Source organism: Streptomyces griseus (genome assembly GCF_001715295.1).
In the GTDB taxonomy this organism is placed as follows: domain Bacteria; phylum Actinomycetota; class Actinomycetes; order Streptomycetales; family Streptomycetaceae; genus Streptomyces; species Streptomyces griseus_G.
In genome coordinates this window covers 526,988-542,107 of record NZ_MDKB01000004.1, presented here as the reverse complement: position 1 = coordinate 542,107, position 15,120 = coordinate 526,988, and the positions used below count along the sequence as shown (strand labels likewise).

General features: G+C 70.2%; 17 protein-coding genes. 6 read left to right on the top strand and 11 right to left on the bottom strand.

Going from position 1 to position 15,120, the window contains the following annotated elements:
* Positions 1-261: 261 nt before the first annotated feature.
* Both BA175_RS24030 and BA175_RS24025 read right to left on the bottom strand, forming a co-directional pair.
* Positions 262-1,767 carry an FAD-dependent monooxygenase gene (locus tag BA175_RS24030; RefSeq protein ID WP_069173560.1) on the bottom strand — a complete coding sequence of 502 codons (1,506 nt, stop codon included), beginning with the start codon at positions 1,765-1,767 and terminating at the stop codon, positions 262-264.
* Between the two features lie 76 nt (positions 1,768-1,843).
* Positions 1,844-2,455: an acyl-CoA-like ligand-binding transcription factor gene (locus BA175_RS24025; protein WP_175420908.1), complete on the bottom strand. Its 612-nt coding sequence runs from the start codon at positions 2,453-2,455 to the stop codon at positions 1,844-1,846.
* A 615-nt stretch (positions 2,456-3,070) separates the two neighbouring features.
* On the opposite strand from BA175_RS24025, the gene BA175_RS24020 reads away from it, so the two are divergent.
* A complete protein-coding gene (locus BA175_RS24020) occupies positions 3,071-3,550 on the top strand; it encodes a hypothetical protein (RefSeq protein WP_254667958.1) in 480 nt (159 codons plus the stop codon).
* A 199-nt stretch (positions 3,551-3,749) separates the two neighbouring features.
* Here the strand turns inward: BA175_RS24020 and BA175_RS24015 are convergent, their stop codons facing one another.
* From BA175_RS24015 to BA175_RS24005, 3 genes are all read right to left on the bottom strand, one after another.
* Entirely contained in the window at positions 3,750-4,361 is a 612-nt protein-coding gene (locus tag BA175_RS24015; RefSeq protein WP_069173559.1) for a TetR/AcrR family transcriptional regulator, read from the bottom strand.
* A gap of 62 nt (positions 4,362-4,423) precedes the next feature.
* Entirely contained in the window at positions 4,424-5,140 is a 717-nt protein-coding gene (locus BA175_RS24010; protein ID WP_069173558.1) for an ABC transporter ATP-binding protein, read from the bottom strand.
* Positions 5,137-6,264: an ABC transporter permease gene (locus BA175_RS24005; RefSeq protein ID WP_069173557.1), complete on the bottom strand. Its 1,128-nt coding sequence runs from the start codon at positions 6,262-6,264 to the stop codon at positions 5,137-5,139. The genes BA175_RS24010 and BA175_RS24005 overlap by 4 nt, the downstream gene beginning before the upstream one ends.
* A gap of 175 nt (positions 6,265-6,439) precedes the next feature.
* On the opposite strand from BA175_RS24005, the gene BA175_RS24000 reads away from it, so the two are divergent.
* Positions 6,440-6,673, top strand: coding sequence for a hypothetical protein (locus BA175_RS24000; RefSeq protein WP_175420907.1), 234 nt, complete (start codon positions 6,440-6,442; stop codon positions 6,671-6,673).
* A 35-nt stretch (positions 6,674-6,708) separates the two neighbouring features.
* Here the strand turns inward: BA175_RS24000 and BA175_RS32320 are convergent, their stop codons facing one another.
* The 4 genes from BA175_RS32320 to BA175_RS23980 form a co-directional block, all read right to left on the bottom strand.
* Positions 6,709-6,999, bottom strand: a complete 291-nt coding sequence (locus tag BA175_RS32320) for a hypothetical protein (protein WP_069173556.1) — start codon at positions 6,997-6,999, stop codon at positions 6,709-6,711.
* 232 nt (positions 7,000-7,231) lie between these two features.
* Entirely contained in the window at positions 7,232-7,462 is a 231-nt protein-coding gene (locus tag BA175_RS23990; RefSeq protein WP_069173555.1) for a tautomerase family protein, read from the bottom strand.
* A gap of 29 nt (positions 7,463-7,491) precedes the next feature.
* The gene (locus BA175_RS23985) at positions 7,492-8,403 is read right to left on the bottom strand and encodes an SDR family NAD(P)-dependent oxidoreductase (protein WP_069173554.1); all 912 of its coding nucleotides are present in this window, start codon (positions 8,401-8,403) and stop codon (positions 7,492-7,494) included.
* 195 nt (positions 8,404-8,598) lie between these two features.
* Positions 8,599-9,384, bottom strand: coding sequence for an SDR family oxidoreductase (locus BA175_RS23980; protein WP_069173553.1), 786 nt, complete (start codon positions 9,382-9,384; stop codon positions 8,599-8,601).
* 158 nt (positions 9,385-9,542) lie between these two features.
* Between BA175_RS23980 and BA175_RS23975 the strand changes: the two genes are divergently transcribed.
* A complete protein-coding gene (locus BA175_RS23975; RefSeq protein ID WP_069173552.1) occupies positions 9,543-10,448 on the top strand; it encodes a helix-turn-helix transcriptional regulator in 906 nt (301 codons plus the stop codon).
* Between the two features lie 306 nt (positions 10,449-10,754).
* Here BA175_RS23975 and BA175_RS23970 read toward each other — a convergent pair whose 3' ends face one another.
* Entirely contained in the window at positions 10,755-11,582 is an 828-nt protein-coding gene (locus tag BA175_RS23970; RefSeq protein ID WP_069173551.1) for a helix-turn-helix transcriptional regulator, read from the bottom strand.
* A gap of 126 nt (positions 11,583-11,708) precedes the next feature.
* Between BA175_RS23970 and BA175_RS23965 the strand changes: the two genes are divergently transcribed.
* The gene (locus tag BA175_RS23965) at positions 11,709-12,152 is read left to right on the top strand and encodes a nuclear transport factor 2 family protein (protein ID WP_069173550.1); all 444 of its coding nucleotides are present in this window, start codon (positions 11,709-11,711) and stop codon (positions 12,150-12,152) included.
* On the top strand, positions 12,152-12,994 hold the full coding sequence (locus BA175_RS23960; RefSeq protein WP_069173549.1) for an NAD(P)H-binding protein: 843 nt from the start codon (positions 12,152-12,154) through the stop codon (positions 12,992-12,994). The genes BA175_RS23965 and BA175_RS23960 overlap by 1 nt, the downstream gene beginning before the upstream one ends.
* 170 nt (positions 12,995-13,164) lie before the next feature.
* Here the strand turns inward: BA175_RS23960 and BA175_RS23955 are convergent, their stop codons facing one another.
* A complete protein-coding gene (locus tag BA175_RS23955) occupies positions 13,165-13,941 on the bottom strand; it encodes an alpha/beta fold hydrolase (RefSeq protein ID WP_069173548.1) in 777 nt (258 codons plus the stop codon).
* A 111-nt stretch (positions 13,942-14,052) separates the two neighbouring features.
* Between BA175_RS23955 and BA175_RS23950 the strand changes: the two genes are divergently transcribed.
* Entirely contained in the window at positions 14,053-14,889 is an 837-nt protein-coding gene (locus BA175_RS23950) for an AraC family transcriptional regulator (RefSeq protein WP_069173547.1), read from the top strand.
* Positions 14,890-15,120 lie beyond the last annotated feature (231 nt).

Below are 15,120 nucleotides of genomic sequence, written 5' to 3'. Positions count from 1 at the left end.
GAGCCGGCCATGGGTACGCGACACGATGTCCGACCGCTGTCCGCAGCCCGCTGGTAACCCTCGGCAATGCGGGATGCACCGACCGCTGCCGGATTCGCGGCTTGCGGCCCCTGCGCGGCACGGACGCAGCCGACGAGGAGCGAGAGACGCTCATCCTGATTCCCGCAGATCACCGGATGGGCGGGCGGTGGTGATCTCGCCGGGCCGAGGAGATCCGGACCAGGTCGCCCTCGTCGTCGGCGTACCGGCGTACACATCAGTTCAGCTGCTGACCAGCTCCGGTACACGGTCGTCGCTCAGCGGTCCGCCGAACCACCGGTGCAGCGCGGCCCGCAGACCGCTGACGGCGCTCGGCTCGTATCCGGTCCACGCCACGTGGCAGTCGGGGCGCAGCAGCAAGCCGGTCGCGCTCGTGCCCTCCGCCGTGCCCCGTATGACATCGACCCGGTCGCGCCAGGGCTTCGCTGCCCCGGCGAAGTCGCCGCCCAGGTCCAGCAGCAGGGGCCGGGCGGTGGTGGTCAGGTCGGCCAGCCGGCGGGTGCCTTCGCCGGTGTGGACCACGAGGTCGGGGGCGAAGCCCTCGGTGGTTCCCGCGAGCAGGTGGGCGATGCGTTCAGTGCCGCCCGGTGAGGCGAGCAGGTCTCCGAAGACGGTCCGCAGGGCACTGACTTCCGGTCCGGGGCGCATCAGTGCCGACTGGGAAAGGGTCGAGGCGACGACGCGTTCTGCGACAGGCCGGCGTTCCCCGTCGTAGGTGTCGAGCAGACCTCCGGGGGCCCACCCCCGCACTGTGGCGGCCAGCTTCCACCCGAGGTTGACCGCGTCCTGCAGACCGAGGTTGAGCCCCGGGCCGCCGATCGCCGCGTGCACGTGGGCCGCGTCGCCCAGCAGCAGGACCCGTCCGTCCCGGTAGCGCTCCGCCAGTCGGGTGTTTCCCCCGACAAGCCGTCGAAGCAGGTGCGGTCCCTCCCCTTGCGGCGGACCCAGCGGGACGGGCACGCCCAGCACACGTTCGGCGCTCGCCCTCATCTCTTCGAAGGTCATCGGGGCGGTGTGCTCGTCCGGCCCGCAGGTTTCGGTGGTGTTGAGGATCGGCACCCGGCCGGGCAGCCGGCCCCACGTGATCGTGCCGTGTTCCGTGCGCACATACAGCAGGGGTGGCAGGCTCCCGTAGCCGGGAACGCGCAGGCTGCCGTCCGGGCTCAGGTGTTCGTCCGCCACGGACACGTTCGCGGTGCGGGTGACGAAGTCGTCCGTGGTCACGCCCGGGAAGCCGATGCCGGACAGGCGCCGCACCGTGCTGTGTCCCCCGTCGGCCCCTACCAGGTAACGGGCGGTCAGAGTCTCACCGTCGGCAAGGGTGACCCGGACGGCGTCGTCGTCCTGGTGCAGACCGGCCACCTCCTGCCCCCTGCGGAGGTCGACGCCGAGTTCCACGGCGCGTTCGGCGAGGACCTTCTCGATCTGCTCCTGCGGCGCCGGGAGAAGGCTCACGGGATTGTCGTCGAGACCTGTGAGGTCCAGCGTGAACGCGCCGAACATGTAGCGGGGCGCGGGTCGGGGCGGCTCGCTGCTTCCGCTGATGCGTGCGTGCAGACCGCGTCGGTCGAGCATGCGCACCACCTGACCGACCAGACCGTTCGCCCGGGGCTCGGTCTTCGGGCCGGTGAGACGCTCCAGTACGACCGGACGCACCCCCGCCAGCGCCAGCTCGCAGGCGAGCATCAACCCGTTCGGACCGCCACCGACGATTACTACATCAAGCATGACAAATCACCCTTCTAGGGAATGGAGGGGTAGGGGCTGCAGGTGGCAGCCCCTGTTCACGGCGGAAAGGAGGGACCTACGCAGTGGGCAGTCCGGTGGCCACCATGCGCAGGGCCCGGGGCAGCAGAACCTCGATCGGCTCGCCCGTGCCGCCTTGCACGAACAGCTCGAGGGCGACGTTGTTGGCGGCCATCACGCTCGCGGCCACCAGGCGAGGGTAGAGATCGGACCCGGGATCCGTGCCCGTACGGTCGGCGATCGCCGCGGCGAGTTCCTTCTCCGCGATCTTGCTCGCGCGCAGCATCTCGGCCTCCAGTGCGGGTTCGGCCAACATCACCCGCAGGCCGGCCGCCCACTCGTCGGGCGCCCGAGGCGGCATGTGCCCCACCTCGGGACCAGGTTCCAGCTGCCGGAGCGCCGCACGAGTGACGGCCTCCCACAAGGGCTCACCGTGCGGTCCGTGGCGCAGCTCGGCCGCGAGCCGCAAGGAGCGCTCGAGGTAGCGGAACGCGATCGCCTCGGCCTTGCTGGAGAAGTAGTTGTTGTACGTGCGCGGAGACACGCCGACCGCTGCGGCGATGTCTTCGACCCTGACCGCATTCCACCCGTGCTCGATGGTGAGCCGGATCGCGGCCCAGCTCAGCGCTGTGCGCGTGGCTTCCTTCTTCCGTTCCCGAAGTCCACTCATGCCCTGCACGCTAACAGAAAGTGCGTGCCACGCAAAAGTTCGTGGAACGCAACTTTCCTGCGGTGGTTGATACCGGTGGCGCGGCGGCGGTATCAAGCGGTGGGGGCCTCCAGGACCTGCGGCCGGATCGGCGGACCGCACGAAGCGTCGGTCCCGCGGGCATGCCGGCACGGCCCGCCTCCCTCGCCTCGGCGACGCCGCAGGTGACGGTGGAGCGCGCAGCGGAGACGTAGGAGGTGCGCTTGCGCGAGGCAGGAGGGAGGCGGCGCCTGCTCGACGCCAGGACGTCGGCCGCCTCCTGCGCAGCCGGCGGCCCTCACCGAAGGTCATCCCTGCTGTCGGCGTCCGGCAGGAACCGGGGCCGGGAATCGCCTGTGAACCGTCCGGTGACGCGGCCCATCGGAGCCTCGAACACGTCCTGGCGGGCCGGTATCCATGCTGCGATCCGCAGCCGCTGCTTGATCTTCCGTCCTCACACACCGATGATCAACGGTGGCCGTATGCGCCGCTCGCCCCCTGCCATGCGGGGGCAGAGGGCGTACACGCGCCGACAGGGGGTTGACCATGTGCTCGATCGCTTCACGGCCGGTGTTTCGGCGCTTCGCAGGTACCGTCGTGGCCGGCGCCGCCTTGGCCGCGACCTCGGGATGCACGGTTCCCGTCGATGCCGTCGCCGGTATCTCCGTGACGGGCGACGGCCATCTGCTCGGTGTCATGGCGGTCTGCGGACATCGGATCGACGGCGCGACCCTGTACGTGGACGGCGGCGATGTGAACAAGACGGCGACGGTCGCTTCATGGACCGCCGACCGTTCCCTCGGGCCCGGTCTCACCACGTGGACCCTCGATTCCCCAGCCGCCGGTTGGACGGCGACCTCCTCTCCGGCTCACCTCAGCGCCCAGGCCACGTACGTGTTCTACGGCTGGACCGAAGACCACTCGTGGTCATCGCGAGAGGTCTCCTTCACCCTGGCCGACCGGGACCGGCTCACCCCAGGACGGGTCCGCTACGACAGCGTCCAGGACAACGGCGACGACCAAGAAATAACGGTCTCCATAGCCGAGTTCACGTCCAGGGCCTGCCGGAACCCATAACACGAGACCGCGTCCGGCCAGGCCGAGGCACTGCCGCCACGGGCGCACGTGCTCGGCCCTCGTCGTCAGGAGACGCAAGATCGCGACCCACAGCTGGAGTACCAGCGGCACGGTCCGTGCACGGCACACAACGCCTCAATCGTCACAGAGCGTGCCGGGTCGCGGTCGGCCGAGGTGCTTCGGAGTGATGACGAGGGCGTCAGTGCCCTGGTCGCGAGGGATGAGCCGTGCTGCCGGCCGGGGTGAGGCAGCGGCGTACGAGGGCGAGAGCCCGTTCCGTGACCGTGTCGAGTGGGGCGCCGTTGTCGACGGCGGCCAGGGCGGTGTGCAGCATTCCGGCGATCAGGTCGGCCGTGAGGGCGGGCTCGGGGGCGCCGAGCTCCCGGACGGCGGCGCGGAACGGTTCGACCTGTTCCAGGTGGAGTTCCATCAGCCGCTGTTGGCAGGAGGGAGGGAGGCCGGCGTTCACGAGGGCGGCGGCGGGCCGGTGTGCGCCTTCGGCGCCGAGGCGGAGGCTTTCCCTGAAGAACGCCTCGACGCGTTCCAGCGGCCCGTTCGCGGTGGCCAGGGCGCGGGCGAGTGCCTCGTCGGAGCGGCGGAAGGCCTCTTCCGTGATGGTGGCAAGGAGGGCTGCCGAGGAGTCGAAGTACTGGTAGACGCTGGAGCGGGCCAGGCCTGCGCGGGCGCCGACCGCCGCCGGCGTGACGGCGGTGGCACCCTCGTTGACCAGGATGTCGATTGCGGCCCCGATCAGTGCCTCGCGTTGCTGGGCGCGGTGCTCGGCGACGGTGGAGGCCTTGATCTTCGGCATGCGGGGCGGGCTCCTGGAGGGTGGACGGGGCCGGGAGCGAGGTTCCGGCCCGCGGCCGCCGGTCAGGACAGGCGGCCGTCGACCATCTCGTGGACCCGGTCGGCTGCGTCCATTATCGCCGTGTCGTGGGTGACCATGACCGTGGCCGTGCCGCGCTCGTGGGTCTGCTCGGCGATCAGCCGTACCGCCTCGGCCGAGCGCACCCGGTCCAGTGCCGAGGTGGGCTCGTCCACCAGCAGGACGGCGGGGGAGGCCATCAGGGCCCGGGCCAGGCCCGCGCGCTGGCGTTCGCCTCCGGAGAGCTGGTGCGGGCGGGAGCCGGCGCGGTGGGTGAGTCCGACCGCCTCGACGAGTTCGTCGGCGCGGGCCCGGGCGGCGGCGTCGAGGCGGCCGTCGATGTGCAGGGGCAGCAGGAGCTGTTCCCTGACCGTGAGGGAGGCCAGCAGGTTCGACTGCTGGAAGACGAAGCCGATGTGGCGGCGGCGCGCTGCGGTGCGTTCCTTGTCCGACAGGGCGGTCAGTTCGGTGCCGGCGAGGTGCACGGTGCCCGAGGTGGGCCGCTGGAGGCCGCCGGCGACGGCGAGGAGGCTGGACTTGCCGGATCCCGACGGGCCGACGACGGCGACGAACTCGCCGGGGGTGACGGTCAGGCCGACGTGGTCCAGGGCGGTGACGGCGGCATCGCCGTCCCCCAGGGTGAGGGTGACGTCGTCCAGGCGCAGTCCGCCGGAGCCCGCGGTGTTCGCGGCGGCCTGGTGGTCGGTGGTGGGTGTGGTCATCGGGTGGCTCCCAGAGCGGTCAGGGGGTCGACGGCGGTGATGCGGCGGACGGCGACGACGGCGCCCACCGTCCCGAGGACGATGAGGAGGCCGGAGGAGGTGGCGATGGCCGGGGCGGAGAGGGAGAAGGGGGCCTTGCCGATCATCGCGCTACCCAGGGCCAGGCCCACAGCGGTGCCGGCGGCCGTCGCGCCGACGAGCACGGCGACGACCTGGGCGAGCGCGTCGCGCAGGATGTACCCGGTGGGGGCGCCGAGCGCCTTCAGCAGGGCGATCTCGGCCTTGCGCTGCACGGTCCAGACGGTGAAGAACGCGCCGACGACCAGGGCGGAGATGGCGTAGAGGAAGCCCTTGATCAGGGCCATGGTGCTCGACTCGGCCGTGTAGCCGGGGGACGCGCCGAAGGTGGTCTCCTTGGTGTCGGCGCGGGTGGCGGTCGCCTTCTCCACGGCGGCGATGTCGGCGCCCGGTTCCAGGGTCAGGGCGACGGCCGTGGCCTGCCGGCGCGCGGCCTCGGGCAGGTCGCCCGGCAGGCCGTAGTGGAGGTGACGCCAGGTGTCGAGGTCGGTGTAGGCGACGCCGATGTGGCCGTAGGAGACGGTCTCGTCGACCAGGCCGACCACCTTCAGTGGCACCTCGCTCCTGTCCGCCGTCAGGACGTCCCCGACCTCCACACCGAGGTCGGCGATCTCCCGGGTGATCACGATGCCCGTGCTTCCCTCCTCCAGGCCCGCACCCTCGGCGGGGCCGGGGGCCAGGGGGGAGTCCGGTGCCATGCCGAAGACGGCGAGGTTGACCTGCTCGCCCTTCTTGGCGCCCTGGGTCACCTGGGCATTGGCCAGGGTGTTCCCGAACGGCTCCGCCCGCTTCACCCCCGGCGCCTCGGCCCACGCCTGCCAGTCCTCCTGCTCCACGGTCGAACGGGAGAACTGCTCGCTGGTCGCCTTCTCGTCGAAGGCCATGTGGGTGACGGGCAGCGCGCGCAGTCCGGATATACCGGCATCCGCCAGACCGGAGGCGAGTCCGGACAGAAGGACGCCGAGCACGGCGATGAGCGCGACCACCGCGCCCATCAGGGCGAAGCGACCGCGGGCGAAGCGCAGATCGCGTAGGGCAAGGAACACGGAACTCTCCGAGCGATGAAGGGGATGAGGGCACGCCGGACGGGACACCCCGCCTTTTGCCTGAACTTGACGACGCGAGTGTCGGCATCTTATCGAATGTTACCGACACGTCCGTCGGTACGTTGCGCCGCCCAGGACGGCCTTCTTCGGTGCCCTCGTCCTGCGGCACGTCCTGTTGGCCAACGGCACCGGGGATGCCGGTGACGCGTCGGCCTGCGGCCACGCGGCGCTCACCGCGATGGGGATGCTGGACCAGAACCTGGTGGGTGCCGGTTTCTGCGCCGAGGAGCAGCGGCTTCAGTCCCGCTCTGCGACCGGCGACGCCGCAGGTCTGTGGGAGGCCGGCGTGACAGCGGGACGGGAGCGGTTCCGCGCCGTGCTGGGCCGTATCGGGAGCGGCGGAGGCTGAGCGCCGTAGTCGGCCGCACGGGCCGAGTAGGCCGCTCAGCCGCTCCGGTGCCCGGCCCGCGCAGTGCGCAGGATGAACCTGGATCTCGGTGCGCCCACACGCGGCTCGACGCCTTCGGACTGGGCGTAGGCACACACATCCGTCAGCGTCCGAAGGCGCAGGCCAGGACGGTCAGGAACCGCGCACACCCGCTCCGCCAGGAGCGTGCGCACCTCTGCGATCGCCCGGGTGACGGTCAGCAGGTGCTCGCCGAGCCAGACCTGGGCGAAGAATCCGAGCGAGGAGGACCGGCGCGGGCCGACCGCGCTGTTCTGGCCGAACGTCAACCCGTACGGCACCTTCCGGCCTGGACCTGGACAAGCGGCTCGACCTGCCGGCCGCTGCCGTGCCACGTCCCCGCACCCCGGTGGACATCGCCGACCGATCGAGTACGGGGACACGATGAAGGGCTTCGCCGATCTCACCGGCCCCCGGATGAGCGAGGCCGTGCGGCCGGACGCTCGACCCGGCGGCCGGCGGTTGCGAGGTGCTGTCCTGGCCGGATGGCGGCCGGTGCGGTCAGGCGTCGATGGTGTCGGTCGGTGTCGCCTCGCCGAGCATGGCGAGGGTCAGCACGTTGCCGGAGATGCCCCAGCCGCCGTCGGCGACCTCTTCGACCAGCACCATGGTGTTGTTGCGGGCGCGCTCGCCGTAGATCTCGACGTACAGCTCCGTGGTGCGGGTGACGATCTCCTCCTTCTGCTTCGGGGTGAGGGTCTTCTCGGGGACCTTGAAGTTCGCGAAAGGCATGGCTGGTCGTTCCTTCTCTCAGTGGGGCGTTACAGGGAGCTGCCTGCGGTGAGCAGGCTGTCCAGTCCGAGGCGGCGGAAGAAGTCGGCGCGGACGCGGTCGGCGACCGCGGAGACGACTTCGCTGCCGTCTCGGCTGGGGTCTATGTGGGTGCGCAGCGGCCGAGTGCCATGTGCCATCGCGACCAGGTGCACGACGGCCTCAGCGACGTCGGCCACATCGGCGTCCGAAGGGACGAGCGCGGCCAGGCGCTTGCCCAGATCGCCCATCAGGGGGCGGTGACGCCGGTCGTAGGTTTCCGCACGGTCGGCGTCGGCGGGGGCGCCGGCGTTGGTGAAGTGGCTGGTGCCGGTGGTGAACGCACCGGGCACCACGATCGCGCTGTCGATGCCGAACGGGAGCACCTCGGCGGCGTAGCTGACTGCCAGGGCGTCCATCGCGGCCTTGGCGGCGAAGTACGGGGCCAGGAACGGGGGGCAGCCGCCGCGGGTGCTGGAGCTGCCTATCCACACCAGTAGCCCCGAGCCCTGCTCACGCAACGTCGGCAGGGCGGCGCGGTTGACGCGTTGCGTGCCCAGGACGTTCACGTCGTACAACTCCGCGAGTTGCTCAGCGGTGAACGCCTCGGCGGCGCCCAGGACCATGTGCCCGGCGTTGTGCACGACCACATCCAGCCGGCCGCGCTCGGCGAGGATCCGGTCGACTGCGGCGTCGGCGGAGTCCTCGGAGGTGACGTCCAGCTCGACGGCCTGTACGTCGACCTGGTGGTCGGTGCCGTAGCGCGCCAGGTCGGCCACCGCGGTCGCGTTACGGGTCGCCATCTGGCGGATGCCCGCGTACACGGTGTGCCCGGCGAGGGCCAGCGCACGCACGGACAGCGCCCCGATGCCGCTGGAGGCCCCGGTGACCAGGATGGCCTTTCCGGTGCCGTCGTTCCTCATGACAAGGCCCTACTTTCTTGGTCGTTGGTTCGAACTGGTCACTCGTAAGATCAGCGGGACGCGGGGGCCCTGGGTATGGCTGTCATGGCTGCGCCGTGAGGTGGCTGGAAAGGCTTGGCCGCCCGGAGCCCCGCGACGACTCGACCGCCAATAGGGAGATGCCTTTCGTCGATCGATGGGGTGGCTGCGGGCGGTTCAGACGATTCCGCCGTTGGCGCGGACGACCTGTCCGTTGATCCAGTGGCCGGCCGGGGAGGCGAGGAACGCGACGACCTCGGCGATGTCGGACGGGGTACCGAGGCGTTCCAGCGGGGGCAGGGCGGCCAGACGGGCGATGGTCTCGTCGTCCTTTCCGTCCAGGAACAGGTCGGTGGCCGTGGGGCCGGGCGCGACGGCGTTGGCGGTGACGTCCCGGCCCCGCAGCTCCCGGGCCAGGATCGGCGTCAGCGCCTCGACCGCGCCCTTGCTGGCGGAGTACGCGCCGTAGTTCGGGAAGGCCAGCCCCACCACGGACGTGGAGAACGTCACGATCGCCCCGCCGGGGCGCACCCGACGTGCGGCCTGCTGGACGACGACGAACGTGCCGCGGATGTTGGTGCGGTGCAGGTCGTCCAGGACGGCCAGGTCCAGCTCGGCGATCGGCGCCGTGTGCGCCCGCCCGGCTGCGTGCACGACGACGTCGACGCCGCCGAACTCTGCCTCGGCCGCGTCGAACAGAGCCGCGACGGCGTGTTCGTCGGCGACGTCGGCGCGTACCGCGAGCGCCCGGACGCTGCCGACGGCGGCGGCCTCCTTCACGGCGGCTTCGGCGCCGTCCTGGTTGCCGGCATAGCCGACCACGACGGCGTACCCGTCGGCGGCCAGCCGGCCGACGGTCCGGCGGCCGATGCCGCGCGAGCCGCCGGTGACGATCGCGACACGGGGTGAGACGGAGGGCCGGGCCGGGGCGGCGAGCCCGTCGAGGGAAGGGGGGGTAGGCATTACTGACTCCTGTGGTGGATGCGTGTCGGGTCGCGGTCTCGCCGTCGCCCCGCTGCGCCCTCCACAATCGGCCGGTCCCCCACCCCTAGCCAGGGCTGCGTCTACCCAGGGGATGCCACCCCCTGGCTACGGCTCGGCGCGCGAGCGACCATGGAGGGGTGAACCTTCCAGAACTCGGCGCCTTCCTCAGGACACGCCGCGACCGCGTCCGACCCGCCGAGGTCGGTCTCCCCCAAGGCCCGCGCCGGCGCGTCCCCGGGCTGCGCCGCGAGGAAGTCGCGCAGCTGGCAGGGCTGTCGGCGGACTACTACACGGAGCTGGAGCGCGGCAGCGCAAAGAACGGCGTGCAGCCCTCGGCCCAGACCCTGGCCGCCCTCGCCCGAGCCCTTCGCCTGAACGGCGACGAGCGCGACCACCTGTTTCACCTGGCCGAGCGGCCGGTCCCGCCGTCAGCACACGGACCCTCGGCACACGTGCAGCCCGCGCTTCTCGGACTCCTGGACCGGCTGTCCAACACCCCCGCGCGCGTCATCACCGACCTGCACGAGACCCTGGTGGAAAACGACCTGGCCCGAAACCTGCTCGGCACGTCCCCGGCGCACCGCGGCCCGGCGGCCAGCTTCGTGTACCGCTGGTTCACCGACCCTCATGCGCGCGAGAGGTACCCGGTCGAGGATCATCCGCACCACTCCCGGGTCTTCGTGGCCGACCTTCAGGCAGCGGCCGCGCGGCGGGGCCGGGACGCGGAGGTCACGAAGATGGTCACCGTGCTACGCCGCCGTAGCCAGGAGTTCGCAGCTCTCTGGGACACCCACGACGTCGCGGTGCGCCGCATGGACCACAAGAAGATCGTCCACCCCACGCTCGGCATCATCGAACTCGACTGTTACAACCTGCTCAGCGAGGACGGACGCCAACGCCTGCTGTGGTTCACCGCGCCGCCCGGAAGCCGGGGAGCCGAGCAGCTGGAACTGCTGGCCGTCGTAGGAACTCAGGACCTGAGCGTCACCGACGGCACGGCACCGGAGGGTGTGTCCGCGGCCGAATCCACATCGCAGCGCTGACCCGCGCCGCAGAGGGGGACCACCTTCCCAACAAGGCGTGGCCGTCCTCCGGCCCAGGGTTCACGCTCACCCCCTTGATTCCCGTTTCCCGACAACCGAGGCGCCGGCACCGCCCGATCGACCATGATCGCCACAGCGGACTCATGCCATCCACCTGGCCAGACACCTCACCCGCTGACACGCACCACCTCGTCACTCGAAACACGCGCCTGAAGCTCCGGAGTGGGCAGCTCTCCGTCCCGAGGCCACGGCTCCACCTGCGCGGCCCGACCTCGGCCGACGCGGTGCCCTCCGTAGCGGTGGCGGTCAAAGGCTTTTCAGCGCAGCGGCGCTGGGGCTGCCGGCTTCTGCTGTGTACATCACCAAGGAAAAGCCCGAGCCGGGCAGACCGAGGGTGTGCCGGTCTATCTCCAGTTCGCCCAGTACGGGGTGACGCAGGATTTTTCGCACACTGGGCATGGGGTGCACCGTGTGATTACGCCAGTGGCTCGCAAATTCCGGATCGTGGGCTGCGAACTCGTTGACGAGTTCTGCGAGTACGTTGTCCGTGGGGTGCCGAACGCCGGCTGCGCGCAATTGAGCGGCTGCCTGCCGAGAGAAATCGGATTCCGAACCGGGCGCGCCGGTGCAGAGGGTGGCACGGAATCTCGTCGACATGCGCGTGACGTTGCGCTCGTCAGGTGTGAGACGGGAGAAGTCGGTGATCAGAGCTGCGGCTGCTGCGTTCCAGGCGACGATGTCCTGCCGGTCGTTGACGATGTAGGCAGGGATGCCGTCAAGTCTGCCGAGTAGCTGCCGGGCCTCCTCGGGTACGCGCTCCGCCGCGCCGCCGTTCTCTGCCGGCAGCACTTGTCCGGCCAGGCGGGCCAGATGGTCACGCTCCGCTTCGGTGAGCCGGAGGGCCGTCGCCAGCGCGACCAGCACCTGCGGTGAGGGCCGGGGTGCCCGTGCCTGTTCCAGCCGTTCGTAGTAGCTCACCGACACCTGTGCCAGGGCGGCTACCTCCTCGCGCCGCAGTCCAGGTGTGCGACGGGCGCGCCGGCCTGGTGGAGACGTCGCTTCGACCGGCACATCTTCCGGTCGCAGTTCCTCGCGGCGCCGGCGGAGAAAGGCTGCGAGTTCCTGACTGCTCATTCTTTCATCCTGTCACAGCAGGGACGGCTGATCCTCGCACTGTCGGTCCGGGGCTCAGCTGTCCGTTCCGCGCCCACGCATCTGCTGTGCAGGGTGGCATGGCCGGTCTGTTGACTACGAGGAGAAATGGTGTCCAGGACCCCTGAGGAAACTTTTCGCCGCATGATCGATCTGATGCTGGTCAAAGACATGAATGCCGTGGCAGATCTGTGGGCGTCTGACGGAATTGCGGAATTCCCCTTCGCGGCCGGGAGTTCCCCCCGCGTTCTCCGCGGACGTGAGGAGGTACGTGCCTACCTCGCCCACTATCCGGAGCTGATGGACATGAAGGAGGTGACCGCACTGACCGTGCGACCCACGGATCGAACGAACACCGTCGTCGTGGAGTGGACGGCCACCGGCCGCACCGTGGCCACCTCCCGGCCTTACCGCCTGGACTACATCGTGGTTCTCACGGTCCGCGACGGGCTGATCGCTCTGTTCCGGGACTATTGGAGCCCGCTGTCGGCGGCCGCCGCTGCCGGGGGTCTCGCCGGGCTGATCGACTCACTGGAAAGGGAGGACGTCTGATGGCCGGGGTGCTGGTGACCGGGGGCACCGGCCGGACGGGCAGGACGCTGGTGCGGGAGCTCCGCAACGCCGGTGTGCCGGCTCGGGAAGCCAGCCGGAACCCGACCGCGGCCGATCCTGATGCGATCCGCTTCGACTGGAGTGACCCGACCACATTCGGACCCGCGCTCGACGGGATGGACCGGGTCTTCCTGCTTCCGCCGGTGGAGAGCGTGGACCCGCTGCCGCTGGTCGACCCCTTCCTGCGCCGAGCGCAGCGAGCCGGTGTCCGGCGAATCGTGATGCTCGGCTCCGCCATTGTGCTGCCGAATGCGCCCAGCGCTCTGGAGGTGGCCGCTCAGGTTCGGGCTCAGCCCGGAGGTGTCGTACTCCGCGCGTCCGGGTTCATGCAGAACTTCCTGCGCCCGCACCCCCTGGCCGAGGGGATCCATCGACTCGGCGAGATCCGCACCGCAGCCGGTGACGGCAAGCTGGGGTGGGTCGATGCGCGGGACATCGCGGCCGGTGCTGCCGCGCTGTTGGCCGACCCGGGGGTGGACGCTCGAAGCGACTACCTGATGACCGGACCGCACGGGATGAGCTACCCACAGGCCGCGCAGATCATCACCGCGCGGACCGGCAGACAGGTTCGGGTGGAGCGTGTTACGGAGGAGGAACAGGCTGCCGCCTACCGCGCCTCCGGAATGCCGACCGAGTTCGCCGCCGCGCTTGCCGCCGTCGAGCGCGGCATCAAGGAGGGGCGCGAAGACCAGGTCAGCACCGCGGTGCTCGAACTGACCGGCCGTCCGCCGCGCGCTTTCGCCGAATTCGTCTCCGATCACGCGTACGAGTGGATGCAGTAACGCCTGAACAGCAGCGATAGGCGGTCGAGTAGGCACCACGCAGAGAGTGCAGTGTGACATCGGGTGCGTACCGACGCGCGGGATGTTCGGCCCTCGGCCGCCGGCTGTTGCACGGGCAGGGTGTCCGGCTCGTGATCAGGGGGTGATCTGTCGTCAGGGCGCGCAGATGGTCAGGCTGCTGGTGCGAAGGCCGTAAGGGCATCGACGAGGGCGGCCGGAGCTTCCAGCGGGATCAGGTGACCGGTGGCCGGTATCACCGTGAACTCGGCCTGGAAGAGGTAGGGAACAAGGTTGTCGCGAAGCACGTCGACGGGCTCGACCTGGTCGTTCTCTCCGGCGACGACGAGGGCGGGAACGCCGACCATGCGGGTGTGCTCGGTGATGTCCTCCGCGATACCGCGGAGCGGCCACTCGGTGCGGCCGGCGTCGACGCCGGCTCGCGAATCGGTCGCGACCTGTGCCTTGATCGACGGGGGCAGCTCGGTTGCGGTGAGGATGTGGTCCCGTGCCGCGGCTACGGACTCGTCGGAGTCATAGGCGTGGGAAAGGGCTTCCCGGTACTCAGAAGTGATCTGTGCGGCGGGCTTCGCCGGGCCGGAGCCGACGAGGACGATGCCGCGCAGGCCGGCGGGCCGGGTTGCCGCGACCAGTTGCGCGACCTTGCCCCCCATCGAATGCCCGACGAGGACATGGTCGGTGATGCCCGCGTCGGCGAGTACGGCGAGCGTGTCGTCGGCGAGCTGACCGAGAGTGTAGGGGCCGGGGAGACGGCTGGACCGGCTCCATCCTCGGAAGTCGATCGTGAGTACGTCACGGCCCGGGAGGCGGTCGACGACGAGGTCCCACGTGCGCGCGGAACCACCCCAGTAGTGCAGGAACACCAGGGTGGGTCCGGTCCCCGTCCGGTGGTCGTAAACGGGCAGTGGCGTCGGCTGCGTTGCAGTCATCGTGGCTCTCCTGGTCACTGTTGCGGGTGATTTCCCTGTGCATCCATTGAAACTTCCGCACCCAGGCGGGGCATCGGTGTGACTGCTCTCCTGATGGTGGAAACTGGACACATGACCGCGATCCGGCAGATGGCCTACGAGCCCGCAGAGCGCCGTGCCGCCACGGTCGAGACGATGACGTTCGGGCGCCTGCGCGATCTGAACGACGGCGGTACGCAGCGTGCCGACTTCCATGTCCTCGCCCTCATCGACGCCGGGCACGGCTCCGTCACGGTGGACTTCCTCCAGCACCGGCTCGAGGAGCGGTCCGCGGTATGGATCCCTCCCGGCGCGGTGCACCGATGGGATGACATCGCAGACGTGACGGGACACCTCGTGCTGTCCGTGCCGACCGCTCCGGTCACCCACGCCACCCGTGAACTCGTCGCGTCCCCGGACCTGGTCGCGCAATGGAGCATTCCTGACGCCGACTGGCCGTTCGTGGACGCCGCACGCAACCACCTCCTCCTTGAGACATCCGCCCCACCTGGGGACCTCTCGGGGGAGCTGCCCGACATCCTGCTCTCCGCGCTGATCGCCCGGCTCCGGCCACCGCACGCCCAAGCGCAGATCTCACATCCGGCGTTCCGGCTGTTCCAGCTGTTCCGGTCCAGCGTCGAAGCGCACTTCCGGGAACATCACGACGCCGGCTACTACGCACGTGCGCTGGGATACGCGCCCCGCACCCTGTCACGAGCGGTGCAGCAGGTCAGTGGCCGCACGGCGAAGGGGTACATCGTCGACCGGATCGTCCTGGAAGCCAAACGGCTCCTCGCGCACGACCGCCTCACAGCGGCCCGCTGCGCCGACAGGCTCGGCTTCTCCGACGCGTCCAACTTCTCCGTGTTCTTCCGGAAGGCGACACGTATGAGTCCAGGCGCGTGGCAGGCGACGATGGCCCTCACATGAGTAGGTGCAGTGATGAAGGTGGGTCGGTGCGCGGACGAAGGGCACTCGCATCCACGATCACAGACGGGCCGAGCGGGACGAACTCGCTGTCGCCGGGCGAGTCCTTGAACGTTGCGTTGAGTGGATGACCGGGCCGCTCGCCGAGGAACGCGCCTCCGCCGGGTCGGCACCCGGGCAGGTGGGTGATCGGCTCGCGATGCTTCTCATGATCAAAACCTAAGGGCTGTCCCG